Genomic DNA, 12,673 nt, shown 5'->3' on the forward strand with positions numbered 1-12,673 from the left:
CTTTTTTCAACCCCGAGTCGCGGATCTGAGCAGGGCTTCGCCGGATCATCCTGTTTGGATCGGGCAAGAGTTGCCGAAACCTGTCCTGGCCATTTCGCCCGGCAAGCCTCCGCAAAAGCGACTCAGTCAAACACGCAGAGATTGGCTTGAAAGCGGCCATATCAATCTGAGCGGGTGACACGCCTTCAGGATGGCCTTTTTTTGGCGCTTGTCCGGACGCAAACACTCAAGAAAACGCAATCAGGAGGCATAACATGAAACCGCAAATTCTGGCCCTTATCTCAACCTTCGCACTTGGCCTGCCGACATTGGCCGTCGGCCAAAGCGCCGCCGATACCAACGGCGACGGAGTACTGACGATCGATGAAGTTCAGGCCGTCGTGCCTGACGTTGATGCCGAAGGCTTTGCGCAGATGGACGCAAACGGAGACGGTGCACTGGATCAGGATGAGATCACCATTGCTGAACAAGCGGGCCTGCTGCCGCCGTCCAACGGCTGATCAAGCAGGAATACTGGCGGCCCGGAAGCTCCGGGCCGCTTATTTTTCAGTGTCTTACGCGGGTAAGTAAATGTTGAATTTGCCACGAATTTCCGCGTCCAGAAGCGGGTCGAATCTGGCCGGGGAAGGCACGGCGAGGATCTCTTCCTTCCGCTTCACTGCCTTTTCGATCAGATCTGGTTTGCCAAGCTCAACCCATTCCTTCGGAGATGATCGGTCACCAAAGGTAGGATAGACGTAATCTGCCTGCATACGGCCTAGCGTCGCATCGGTGCCAAGATAATGCCCAGGACCACCCATGCAGACTTCGGCCATCTGATCCAGTGCCAGCGTCTCGTCCGTTACCTCGATTCCGCGCACACAGCGCTGTGCCTGTCCGATCAGGTCATCGCTCAGGATCAGGCTCTCGTGGCAGAACCCCAGCAACGAGGCATGCATGCCTGCGGCTTCATACACCATGTTCAGGCCTGACAGCCCAGCCATGACGTTCGAACACATTTGTTCCCAACCGGCCTGCATGTCGGGCAATTTCGCGTCCGATGCACCAGCTGCGGCACCACCGGGCAGATCGTAGAACTGGTGCATTTGCGCGCAGCCAGCGGTTAGCAGAGCTTGTTCACCCGAGCCGATGGACATTGCACCCGTGCGCAGGTCCAGACCAAAAGGCCAAGTGCCAAAAATCGCGGGAGCACCGGGCTTTACGGCGTTTACATAAACCAAACCCGCCAGACATTCGGCGGTGGCTTGTGTGATCGCTCCGGCAACGGTCGAGGGTGCGGTAGCTCCTGCCATGCCCGCAGAAAGCAACAAAACCGGCATTCCGGCCTTGATGCATTCTTCCATCACCTCGCAGCTTTCGGTGGCGAATTTCATCGGGGGCACAACGAAGCAGTTGGAGTTGGACATGAAGGGCCGCTCGCGCCACTTGTCCTCTCCGCCCGCGATCATGTGCAGCATCTCGATGGCGGGGGCCACATGGCTGGGCTCCGTGAACGACGTACCGATATGTTTGAACGTGCCTGAGGTGGTGGCGTAGACCGTGTTCAGATCCATCTCAAGGTTGTCGGCGATATCTCGGCACACCATGGGGCGTTGAACAAAGTGAATGTTTTCAAGCTGTTCACAGATGCGAGTCGCGTCATGCAGGTCCTGCAGGGTCGAGTCGCGATATTCCTGCCCATGCACGTCGACCATGCTGACCGCTGCGCCTGCGGTGCCATAATGGACACGCGTTCCCGACAGCTCCAGATCCGATTTGCCGTCCCGGCTGTGCAGAGTGATCGAGCGATTGGCCTTGGCGATTGTGTCCTCGACCAATGCGCGCGGAAAGCGGATGCGGCCATCGTCGCCCAAGGTGCATCCCGCAGCCACGAGATAGTCGATCCCACTTTGTGGCGCATCAGCAAGGCCGATGGTTTCCAGTGCGGTCAGAGCGGCCTCGTGGATGCGTTCGATCTGTGCTTGGGTCAGAACCTTCAGGGTTCCGCCCTCCATACCAGGCCGAATCGGGCGAAGATGTTCCGGAAGAGCTGACGCACGGGCGGCACGACGCGCGGCGCGGCCACCGCTGCGGGATGAGTTTCGGGTTTGTTCGTTCATGTGTGTGTCCGGTCAATAAAGTACGTTGTGGGTGAGTGTACCTAGACCAGTGCTGGCCGTCCTCGTGCCGCACGACCGCGATCCGCACCAATGGTGCGGCTGACCAGTCGAATCTTCCAAACTTCGTTATGCATCAACTTCCTCAGTCTGATGCGCCCATTGTTTCAATGCACTTCTGGACAATCTGTTCTGTTTGCGACTTTGGACTAATTTTATTGGGTCGTCAGTCAAAATGAACTGGGCGCAAATCCTCGTGACTAAATGTTTTTTTCCAATTGCGGTAAGAATCTGTTAATCTGCACGTAGTTATTTGGATTTGTACCTTAGGTTTAAGTAAATACTGGGGTTGGCTGATCAGCAGATCGCTGCCTCGGGGATGCGCCCAAACCGGCAACGGATGTTTGGAGGTCTGCATGAAGTCATTACTGGCCGCACTCGCCACAGCACTGATAACAGGTGCAGGGCAGGTTGTGGCAGAAGACTGGACAGGGGCGTATGCTGGTTTCAGCTTTGGTTATGCAGATGTTGATGGGTCCGGAGGGGCAGGCGGAAGCGGGGGCAGTTTTGGCCCGCTGATCGGATACGACTATGATTTTGGAAATTTCGTGCTTGGCGGTGAGTTGGAATATAACCGCCTGAATCTTGATCTGGGACAATCCGAAGGAAGCCTTGATAGTATGTCGCGATTGAAGTTGCGCGGCGGCTACGATTTTGGATCAGCCCTTGGCTATGTCGTCCTTGGAACCGCGCGGGCCAGTACGTCGGGTGACAGTGATACGGCAGCCGTTTACGGGATCGGTGTTGCCTATCCGCTTGGCGATCGGTTTGTAATCAGTGGCGAAGCGCTGCGGCAGAACTTCGATGATATACCGGAGTCTGGTCGAAGCCTCGACGCAAATGTGTTCAACTTGCGCACCACATTCCGCTTCTGAAACTCGGTGGTCGATTGTCATCCCTCTGCCAATTGAGCGGCAAATTCGCATAGGGTCTGTAGCGATGTGACGAATTTCTCGTCATCGATTGTCATGGCCACGCGGATGTGACCTGCGGCGGCAGAACCAAAGCTTTCACCGGGCATCACAGCGATGGCATGCGTGTCCAGCAGCGCATTTGCGAACACATCACCGCTAAGACCTGTAGCCCGGATATCCAGCATCAGATACATCGCGCCTTGAGCCGGTATTAAGGTGACGACCTGCTGCGCAGCCAGCACTTCAATCGCCAGAGCGCGGCGGCGGCGAAACGGCGCGGCGATTTTGTCTTCGAGAGGTTGTCCCACGCTCAGCGCATAGTTGGCCGCATCCTGTATAAAGCCGGGCACACCATAGGTTGTGTGTGTTGCCAAGTTGATCAGGTGGTCGATGACGCTTTCCGGAGCAACGATCCACCCACAACGCGAGCCAGTCATGGCATGAGATTTCGACATTGAACCCACGACTAGAGTGCGCTCAGCCATGCCGGGTAGGGCGCGAGGTGACATGTGTTCACCCTCCCAAACCTGCGTATCGTAGACTTCATCGGAAATCAGCCATAGATCGCGGCGCTGACAAACCTCGGCGATGGCAGAAAGTGTTTCGGCGGAATAGACCACACCAGTTGGATTGTTTGGGGAGTTTATCAGCAGCGACACCGCCCCGCCTGCCGCGCCATCGATATCGGAAGCGCGAGGTTGGAACAAATCTTCGGCGCGTGTTTCTATGCGTTTGGCTTCCGCTCCAACGCCACGGATCGTGCCGGGGTAGGTGGCATAATACGGATCCAGGTAGAGCGCGATATCGCCCGGATCGCAAAGCGCGGTGTGTGCCGCAAACAATGCGGCCTGACCGCCAGGGGTGATGATAACGTTGTTGCGTGTGGTCGCTACACCTGTTCGCATTTGGACACGGGCGGCCACAGTATCACGCAGCAGATCAGTGCCCGGAACCATCGCGTATCCTGTGTGCCCGCTGCGGGCCGAACTTTCCATGGCCGACAATATTGACTGATCGGTCCGAATGTCATGCTCGCCGATCGTCAACTCGGTAACGGCATGGCCTTCGGCAATCATCCGACGCGCGCGGATGAACACCTCCCAGCCGTCTGATCCACCCTCGGTCAGATGCGTAATGCGATGCGATAGTTTCAAGGGATTCTCCCGACCGGCTATGACGCCGAATGGGGCAAAGCACAGCAATTTTGTCAATCAGCTTCGCGGCGGCAAACTCGCCTGTATCTTCTTGGTCAGCGATGCACGGATGATATCGTATGAGGTGATCAGGCGATGTTGCATCTCGTCGGCGTCAGTTTCCCACGGCAGGCGAACCCAGCTGCGGTGAAAATACGGGGCCTTGGTGCCAATCCCTGCGTCGATCAGCATCTGCGCGGTCTCAATGTCGGGAGTCTTGACCGATACACCATCCCCGACCGAGCCGACGCAGGCGAACATCTTGCCGCCAACTTTCCATGCGTCGTGGCCGCCACCCCAAGGGTCCGAAAGTTCGGCACCGGGCAGGTCTGCGCATACGGAATTGACGTAATCACGGGTCATGGTGGGCAGACTGCCTCTGTGGAGGTTGAAACTCAAGGCTTGGCTCAGCATCAATCCCGTGCTAGGCAAAGCGCATGAACCGGAAAACTTGCATCATTATCTGCTGCATTACCTGCTGATTTCTCAAGCGGGCCGGTTTCTTTCGTTTTCATCTCTGAGACAAGTTGCTAAGCCCGCGCCAACGCGTGACGTATATGCTGTTTCAGGAGCACGACCCGATGACGACGATCAAACTGCACAACACAAGGACACGGACGAAAGAGGATTTCGCGCCGATCGATCCCGATAATGTGCGGATGTATGTCTGTGGTCCGACGGTCTATGATCGGGCGCATCTGGGGAACGCACGGCCTGTGGTTGTGTTCGACGTGCTCTATCGTTTGTTGCGGCATGTATACGGTGCTGATCACGTGACCTATGTGCGCAATTTCACCGACGTGGATGACAAGATCAACGCCACCGCATTGTCGCGCAAGAAGGCTGGGGCTGACGGGTCTTTGGAACAGTTGGTGCAGGAACGTTCGGACGAAACCATCGGCTGGTATCTGCACGACATGGGCGCGCTTGGTGCGATGGAGCCGAACGCGATGCCGCGCGCTACGGAATACATTGCACAGATGATTGCGATGATCGAAGACCTGATGGCCAAGGGGCATGCCTATGCCGCCGAGGGTCATGTGTTGTTCGCGGTGGACAGCTGGAAGGAAAACTACGGTGCGCTGTCGGGGCGGTCGGTTGATGACATGATCGCCGGGGCGCGGGTCGAGGTCGCGCCTTACAAGAAGAACCCGATGGATTTTGTGCTGTGGAAGCCGTCGACCGATGAGTTGCCCGGCTGGGACAGCCCATGGGGCCGGGGGCGTCCGGGGTGGCATATCGAATGCTCGGCCATGAGCTATGAATTGCTGGGCGAGAGCTTTGATATTCACGGTGGCGGCAACGATCTGATGTTCCCGCACCACGAGAACGAGATTGCTCAGAGCAAATGTGCCCACCCGCATGGCGAATTCGCGCGTGTCTGGATGCATAATGAGATGCTACAAGTCGAGGGCAAGAAAATGTCCAAATCGCTGGGCAATTTCTTCACTGTTCATGATCTGCTTGAGCAGGGTGTGCCGGGTGAAGTGATCCGGTTTGTGTTCTTGCAGACCCATTATCGCAAGCCGATGGACTGGACCGAGAAGAAGGCGCGCGAAGCCGAGGCAACGTTGCGCAAGTGGCGGGCGCTGACAGCGGGCATCGAGCCCGCTGCCACCGCGGCACCTGCGGTCATTGATGCGCTTGTCGATGACATGAACACGGCAGGTGCCATCGCTGAACTTCATCGTTTGGCTGCTGACGACAACGCTGCTTTATTGCTGGCGAGTGCACAGGTGGTCGGGCTGTTGACGGATGAAATGGCAGCTTGGGCGCAAACCGCCGTGGCTGATCTGTCATCCCACGCAGAAAAACTGGCCGATGCGCGCGCTCTTGCGATGCAGAACAAGGATTTCTCTGAGGTCGATCGCCTGAAGGCGGCCTATGTCGCCGCAGGGCTGGAGGTTCGGATGAGCAAGGACGGTGTGGAGTTGGTGCCAGGTGCTGGCTTTGATGCCGCGAAGTTGGAGGCGGTCGAATGACCAAAGAGCGCATTTACCTCTATGACACCACCCTGCGCGACGGGCAACAAACGCAAGGCGTACAGTTCTCGACCGCAGAGAAGGTACAGATCGCGCAGGCTCTGGATTCGTTGGGGCTTGATTACATCGAAGGAGGCTGGCCCGGGGCGAACCCGACTGACAGCGCCTTTTTTGATGCCGCGCCCAAGACTTCGGCATGTATGACCGCGTTTGGGATGACCAAACGTGCGGGCCGTTCTGCGGAGAATGATGACGTTCTGGCTGCTGTTATGAACGCGGGAACACCAGCCGTTTGTCTCGTGGGGAAATCGCACGACTACCATGTGACCCATGCGCTTGGTATTGCTCTGGAGGAGAATACCGAGAACGTGCGCGCCTCGGTCGCGCATATCGTGGCGCAGGGGCGTGAGGCCTTGTTCGATGCCGAGCATTTCTTCGATGGCTACAAAGACAATCCTGGTTACGCGGTGGAAGTCTGTCGCGCGGCTCTGGATGCGGGTGCGCGGTGGGTTGTGCTGTGCGATACCAATGGAGGTGCGCTACCGGCAGAGGTCGGGCGGATCGTATCCGAGGTGATTGCGGCCGGTCTGCCGGGGGATCGGCTGGGCATTCATACGCATAACGACACCGAGAACGCAGTGGCGTGCTCGCTGGCTGCAGTCGATGCGGGGGCGCGGCAGATTCAAGGTACGTTGAATGGGTTGGGAGAGCGCTGTGGCAATGCCAACCTGACCGCTTTGATCCCAACGCTGATGCTGAAAGAACCCTATGCCTCGCGCTATGAGATCGGAGTGATGCCCGAGGCGCTGGCCGGGCTGACGCGCATCAGTCGGATGCTGGATGATATCCTGAACCGAGTGCCCAGCAAGCAGAGCGCCTATGTGGGCGCGTCGGCTTTTGCGCATAAGGCCGGGCTGCATGCCAGCGCGATCCTCAAGGACCCGACAACCTATGAGCATATCAATCCGGCAAGTGTTGGAAATGCGCGCATCATTCCGATGTCGAACCAGGCTGGGCAATCGAACCTGCGCAAACGTCTGACCGATGCGGGATTGGCCGTAGAAGCGGGCGATCCGGCGTTGGGACGTATCCTTGAGCGGATAAAACTGCGCGAGGCCGAGGGGTATTCCTACGACACCGCGCAGGCTAGTTTTGAGCTGCTGGCGCGGGATGAATTGGGGCAGTTACCCGAGTTCTTTGAGGTCAAGCGCTATAAGGTGACCGTTGAACGCCGGAAAAACAAATACAACAAGATGGTCAGCCTGTCCGAAGCGGTTGTTGTTGTGAAAGTGGATGGCGAGAAGAAGCTGTCGGTAAGTGAGTCGCTGGATGAAAGCGGTAGCGATCGCGGTCCGGTGAACGCGCTCGCCAAAGCTCTGGCCAAGGATTTGGGGCAGTATTCGCAGATACTGTCGGATATGCGGCTGGTCGACTTCAAGGTGCGCATCACTCAGGGCGGGACCGAGGCGGTCACGCGCGTGATCATCGACAGCGAAGACGGGCAAGGGCGGCGCTGGTCTACGGTTGGGGTGAGTGCGAACATAATTGATGCCTCGTTCGAAGCGCTGCTGGATGCGATTCAGTGGAAACTGGTGAGCGATTGCGCCCCGCAGTCAGCGGCCGCCGAATAAGGTGGAGTTCGACGACGACATCAAGGCTTGTGCTGCGCTGGTTCATCGGGCCGATCCCGATCGCTTTATGGCTGCCATGGCCGCGCCAGTTGAGGCACGGGCAGTTTTGTTCCCGATTTATGCGCTGAACGTCGAGGTGGCCCGTGCCCCGTGGGTGACGCAAGAGAGCATGATCGCCGAGATGCGGCTGCAATGGTGGCGCGATGCCTTGCAAGAGATTGCCGAAGGTCCATCTGTTCGTCGGCACGAGGTTGTTACGCCATTGTCGCGCGTGATTTATCCGCATCTGGCAGCGCTGTTGGATGAATATGTGGCCGTAAGGCGTTGGGATATCTATCGTGATCCGTTCGAGGATGAGGCGCATTTTGACGCCTATATTGCCCATAGCGCTGGAACATTAATGGTGGTGTCGGCGCAGGCTTTGGGTTCGGCGGATGAAACTGTTCTGCGTGATTTCGGATATGCAGCGGGGATCGCGAATTGGCTGCGCGCAATTCCCGAGCTTGAGGCACGTGGGCGCATTCCTTTGCTGGACGGAACCCATGACGGGGTTCGGGCGCTGGCGCAGAAGGCTTTGGACCGATTGGCGCAGGCGCGGTCCGCCCGCAACGAGGTCTCGGCACAAGCACGGCCTGCGCTCTATGCGGGGTGGCAGACGGAATGGGTGTTGCGGACTGCATTGGCCAGACCGGACCGGGTGGCCGCAGATGCGTTGGCTCAGGGTGAAATCCGACGTTGGTTTACCCTGATGAAAACCGCAGCGACCGGGCGCTGGTAACGTCAGACGGTTTGTGGGTCCGAAGGCCTCAGAACCAGCCACAGCAGCGCGCCACCTGCAAGGGTCAGCAGCGGGATCATGGCGAGGTTTACGGCCGTCCAACCCTCGACCGCTGAACCGCCCGAGCAGTTCATCAATCCGCCAGAGGCAAGCGAAGCAAAGGTCACGCCGCCAAACACCAGCAAGTCATTCAGGCCCTGCATTCGCCCGCGTTCGTGCACTTCATGCGAGTCTGCCAACATGCTGGTGGCGCCAATGAAGCCAAAGTTCCATCCGATGCCAAGCAGGATCAGGGCGACGAAAAAGTTACCTAGATCAACACCTTGCAAGGCGACAATGCCTGCGCCGCCAAGGATCGCCAAACCGAGAGCTACGATCTTTTCGACCCCAAACCGCGCGATCAGGTGGCCGGTGAAGAAGCTGGGAATGTACATCGCCAGTACGTGGCTGGTGACGATATCCGCGGCATCACCTTCGGTATATCCGCACCCGACGACGGCCAAAGGTGTAGACGTCATTACAAGGTTCATCAGCGCGTAGGAAACCATTGCGCAGATGATCGCTACTGCGATGCGTGGAGTTTTCAGCAACTCCATCCGTGTGCGACCTTTGGGTTCATCTTCGGTCGGTTTCGGCGGAGTAGGGATGTCGAGAAAGAAGAACAGGGCTGAGCCGATTACGTTGATCGCGATCACCGCCAGATAAGTGCCCAAAAACGGGACCACATACGCTTGCGAAGTCAGCTTGACGATCTGAGGGCCGATGATCGCCGCCGCGAGCCCTCCGGCCATGACGTATGAGATCGCCTTGGGCCGGAACGCATCCGATGCAGTGTCAGCCGCTGCAAAGCGATAAAAGCCATGTGCGCTCATGTATATGCCGGTCAGGAAGCTGCCAATTAGGAAGATCGGGAACGAGCCGAGATAAAGGCCGTAAGCCCCGATAACGCCCCCTGCGGCACCTGCGGTTGATCCCACAAGAAACCCGGCACGGCGTCCCCAGCGTTGCATGATGGCCGAAATCGGCGTGGCCGCCAGCATTGAACCCAGAACGATCAGTGAAATCGGCAGCGTCGCAAGGCAAGCGTTGCTGGCCAGCGATTGGCCTGCCAGCCCGCCGACGATGAACATCATGGGCATCTGTGCACCCAGGATTGCCTGTGCTGCCACCAAAACGGCAACGTTGCGTTTGGCCTGACTATCGTCAGGGGTGGCAGCGATCATTGTCATGGGCGAATGGTTATCTACGATTGAGACTTGGCACAAGCGGGTTGCATATGCGGCACATCCGCCTAACGTGCGGACAAGGATCACTTATCGGAGAGCGCATGTCCGTCGGACGCATCATCGAAACACCGGACTGCGTTACCGAAGGGGCCGAGTGGTTGGCTGAGGCCTGCCCGCGGATGGCTTATGCGATGGAGCAAACCGGACCCCTGCCACTCAGGCGCAAGCCTGACGGGTTCGCCCAATTGCTCAGCGCGATTGTCAGTCAGCAGGTCAGCGTGGCCTCGGCAAACGCAATCTGGAAGAGGCTGCAGGACGCAAAACTGACCGGTCCGCGCAAGATTATGTGGGCCACTGATGATGATCTGCGCGCTGTGGGTCTCAGCCGTCAGAAAATTCGCTATGCCCGCGCCTTGGCTGAGGCGCGGATCGATTACAAAGCGTTGCGTGATGCGCCAGATGACGAAGTGGTCGCAATTCTGACCGAGGTACCGGGAATCGGTGTCTGGACTGCCGAGATTTATGCGATGTTTTCGCTGGGTCGCGCCGATGTGATTGCACCGGGCGATCTGGCCTTACAGGAAGCTGCACGCATCCTCTATGAATTGCCAGAACGACCAAAAGACAAAGAGTTACGCCAGATGGCTGAAGCCTGGTCGCCGTGGCGATCGGTTGCGGCGCGGGTGCTGTGGGCCTATTACCGGGTCGCAAAAGACAGAGAAGGGATCAGATGACACGGGTTTTGAACGCGCTCAGGAAAGAGCCGGTTTCAGGCGACACACGCTCGGTCGTGGTGTTTGTGCATGGTTATGGTGCAAACGGGGCCGATCTTTTGGGGCTGGCTGATCCGTTGGGCGAGCATCTCCCGGATACGTTGTTTGTAGCTCCGGACGCGCCTGAACAGATCATCGGTATGCCCAACGGTTTCCAGTGGTTCCCGATCCCGTGGATTGATGGCTCATCCGAGGAGGAAGCCCGACGGGGTATGGAAATGGCGGTTGAGGATTTCAACGCGTTCCTTGATGCGCTGATGGTGGATGAGGATGTCCTGCCAGAGCAGGTAGTGCTGTTCGGTTTCAGCCAGGGAACGATGATGAGCTTACATGTAGCCCCGCGCCGCGAGGACCCAGTGGCCGGGATCGTAGCGTTCTCGGGCCGTTTGCTGGAACCTGATTTGCTGCCAGACGAAACCGTAAGTCGCATGCCGATCCTGCTGGTGCATGGCGATGCTGATGACGTTGTACCGCCGCAATCGTTGCCAGAAGCAGCTGAGGCACTTCAGGCGGCCGGGTTCAAAGAGGTTTATGCCCATATAATGAAGGGCACCGGCCACGGGATTGCTCCGGATGGCTTGAGTGTTGCGCTGGCCTTCATGCGGGATAAGCTGAGCCTCTGACTTGCGGGGTGATCTAAGGAGAGCATGATGCTGATCGTGACAGGAGTGGTCGAAGTTTCAGATGCAGCGGTCGAGAAAGCCATTGCTGCCGCGCAGGAAATGGTTGCGGAAACTCTGAAAGAACCCGGATGCCTGATCTATGAATTCAGTCAAATCCTGGGTCAGGCGACCCGCTTTCGGGTCTATGAGGAATGGCAGGATCAGGCCGCGCTTGAGGCCCATTTCGCGACCCCTCATATGGCTGCTTTTCAGGCGGCACTTGGTGAGGTCGGCGTTGTCTCTAGCGAAATCTACCGTGTGATCGGGGGCGAGAAGCAGCCGCTTCGCTGATCGATCACTCCCAAAGCCTTCCTTCCGAGAATTCGACCGAGTTGCCTGCAGGGTCTCGTACATAGAGCGACCGGGCTCCGTTGGGCCAGTCGAACTCGGCATCGACAGGGATGTTCCAGTCCAACAGATGCTTGCGCATCACGGTGATTTCATCGCGGCTCAGGACAAGGCAAACATGGCTGGGACCGCGCGCCCCATGCGGTGGGACTGGCAGATCGGGGTTTCCTGGCGGTTTCTCGGTTTCGCTGGCATTGAACAGCAACAGGACGGACCCGCCGATCCGATAGAACACATGGCGATCGGTGACGCGCTGGATTTTCTCTAGCCCCAATATCTGACCATAGAAATCCTCGGCCGCATCTAGATCGTCGACATACAGCGCGGCTTCCAGGATGGCAGACGGGGCAGGGATATCCGGTGTTACCTTCATGCCCTAAGCCTATCACATCACGCAGTTTTTGTCACCGGCGCGGGCGGCGGTCCCGCTTGCGCGACGGTGCTGCGTCAACAGCTGGCATCGGCAGGCTTTCCCACTGACCGGGGTCAAGGCCGTCCAAAGTCCAATCTCCAACACGGGCTCGGATCAGGCGCAGAGTTGGGTGCCCGACTGCGGCTGTCATCCGGCGAACCTGACGGTTGCGGCCCTCTTTTATCGTCAGTTCAACCCAACTGTCGGGCACCGTTTGGCGAACCCGGATCGGCGGGGTGCGTGGCCATAGCCATTCGGGTTCGTCAATCAGCCGCACCTTGGCGAGGCGCGTCAAACCATCCTTAAGTTCAACACCTTCCCGCAACGCCTTTAGTACCGCTGTATCGGGAATGCCTTCGACCTGAACCCAGTATGTCTTAGGCATCTTGTGCTTGGGGTCTGATATCTGCGCCTGCAATCGCCCATTATCAGTCAGCAGCATCAAACCCTCGCTATCCCGGTCCAAGCGTCCCGCAGGATAGACACCGGGCAGGTCGATGAATTCCGACAGCGTGCTGCGGGGCGAGTCAGAATTGGCGCGGTCGGTGAACTGCGGCAATACATCGTAAGGTTTGTTGAAACGGATGAACCAGGACAT

14 protein-coding genes are annotated in these 12,673 nt (G+C 57.9%); 8 read left to right on the top strand and 6 right to left on the bottom strand.

Features of this window, described 5'->3' with window-relative positions:
- Positions 1-254: 254 nt before the first annotated feature.
- Positions 255-500 carry an EF-hand domain-containing protein gene (locus AC2TEM_RS01315; RefSeq protein ID WP_170405941.1) on the top strand — a complete coding sequence of 82 codons (246 nt, stop codon included), beginning with the start codon at positions 255-257 and terminating at the stop codon, positions 498-500.
- Between the two features lie 54 nt (positions 501-554).
- Here the strand turns inward: AC2TEM_RS01315 and AC2TEM_RS01320 are convergent, their stop codons facing one another.
- Positions 555-2,099, bottom strand: coding sequence for a trimethylamine methyltransferase family protein (locus tag AC2TEM_RS01320; protein ID WP_170421793.1), 1,545 nt, complete (start codon positions 2,097-2,099; stop codon positions 555-557).
- A 413-nt stretch (positions 2,100-2,512) separates the two neighbouring features.
- On the opposite strand from AC2TEM_RS01320, the gene AC2TEM_RS01325 reads away from it, so the two are divergent.
- Complete coding sequence (locus AC2TEM_RS01325) at positions 2,513-3,031, top strand: outer membrane beta-barrel protein (protein WP_170392989.1); 519 nt, start codon at positions 2,513-2,515, stop codon at positions 3,029-3,031.
- 17 nt (positions 3,032-3,048) lie between these two features.
- Here the strand turns inward: AC2TEM_RS01325 and AC2TEM_RS01330 are convergent, their stop codons facing one another.
- Positions 3,049-4,224 (bottom strand): pyridoxal phosphate-dependent aminotransferase, encoded by a 1,176-nt coding sequence (locus AC2TEM_RS01330; protein WP_170421790.1) that lies wholly within the window; start codon positions 4,222-4,224, stop codon positions 3,049-3,051.
- A gap of 57 nt (positions 4,225-4,281) precedes the next feature.
- Positions 4,282-4,626: an MmcQ/YjbR family DNA-binding protein gene (locus AC2TEM_RS01335; RefSeq protein WP_170392991.1), complete on the bottom strand. Its 345-nt coding sequence runs from the start codon at positions 4,624-4,626 to the stop codon at positions 4,282-4,284.
- 218 nt (positions 4,627-4,844) lie between these two features.
- On the opposite strand from AC2TEM_RS01335, the gene cysS reads away from it, so the two are divergent.
- From cysS to AC2TEM_RS01350, 3 genes are read left to right on the top strand one after another with little or no spacing between them, the layout of a single operon-like run.
- Positions 4,845-6,245: a cysteine--tRNA ligase gene (gene cysS, locus AC2TEM_RS01340; RefSeq protein ID WP_170421787.1), complete on the top strand. Its 1,401-nt coding sequence runs from the start codon at positions 4,845-4,847 to the stop codon at positions 6,243-6,245.
- Positions 6,242-7,876 (top strand): citramalate synthase, encoded by a 1,635-nt coding sequence (gene cimA, locus AC2TEM_RS01345; protein WP_480855960.1) that lies wholly within the window; start codon positions 6,242-6,244, stop codon positions 7,874-7,876. The genes cysS and cimA overlap by 4 nt, the downstream gene beginning before the upstream one ends.
- Before the next feature lies 1 nt (position 7,877).
- Entirely contained in the window at positions 7,878-8,654 is a 777-nt protein-coding gene (locus tag AC2TEM_RS01350) for a phytoene/squalene synthase family protein (protein WP_480855961.1), read from the top strand.
- Between the two features lie 2 nt (positions 8,655-8,656).
- Here AC2TEM_RS01350 and AC2TEM_RS01355 read toward each other — a convergent pair whose 3' ends face one another.
- Positions 8,657-9,883: an MFS transporter gene (locus tag AC2TEM_RS01355; protein ID WP_170421779.1), complete on the bottom strand. Its 1,227-nt coding sequence runs from the start codon at positions 9,881-9,883 to the stop codon at positions 8,657-8,659.
- A 98-nt stretch (positions 9,884-9,981) separates the two neighbouring features.
- Between AC2TEM_RS01355 and AC2TEM_RS01360 the strand changes: the two genes are divergently transcribed.
- From AC2TEM_RS01360 to AC2TEM_RS01370, 3 genes are read left to right on the top strand one after another with little or no spacing between them, the layout of a single operon-like run.
- A complete protein-coding gene (locus AC2TEM_RS01360) occupies positions 9,982-10,614 on the top strand; it encodes a DNA-3-methyladenine glycosylase family protein (RefSeq protein WP_170392996.1) in 633 nt (210 codons plus the stop codon).
- Positions 10,611-11,276, top strand: coding sequence for an alpha/beta fold hydrolase (locus tag AC2TEM_RS01365; protein WP_170392997.1), 666 nt, complete (start codon positions 10,611-10,613; stop codon positions 11,274-11,276). The genes AC2TEM_RS01360 and AC2TEM_RS01365 overlap by 4 nt, the downstream gene beginning before the upstream one ends.
- Before the next feature lie 27 nt (positions 11,277-11,303).
- On the top strand, positions 11,304-11,606 hold the full coding sequence (locus tag AC2TEM_RS01370) for a putative quinol monooxygenase (RefSeq protein ID WP_170421777.1): 303 nt from the start codon (positions 11,304-11,306) through the stop codon (positions 11,604-11,606).
- Between the two features lie 4 nt (positions 11,607-11,610).
- Here AC2TEM_RS01370 and AC2TEM_RS01375 read toward each other — a convergent pair whose 3' ends face one another.
- Together AC2TEM_RS01375 and AC2TEM_RS01380 are read right to left on the bottom strand one after the other, a co-directional pair.
- Positions 11,611-12,036, bottom strand: a complete 426-nt coding sequence (locus AC2TEM_RS01375) for a VOC family protein (RefSeq protein WP_170392999.1) — start codon at positions 12,034-12,036, stop codon at positions 11,611-11,613.
- A gap of 31 nt (positions 12,037-12,067) precedes the next feature.
- Positions 12,068-12,673, bottom strand: a complete 606-nt coding sequence (locus tag AC2TEM_RS01380; RefSeq protein WP_170421774.1) for an rRNA large subunit pseudouridine synthase E — start codon at positions 12,671-12,673, stop codon at positions 12,068-12,070.

The organism is Ruegeria sp. HKCCD3925, from assembly GCF_057221175.1.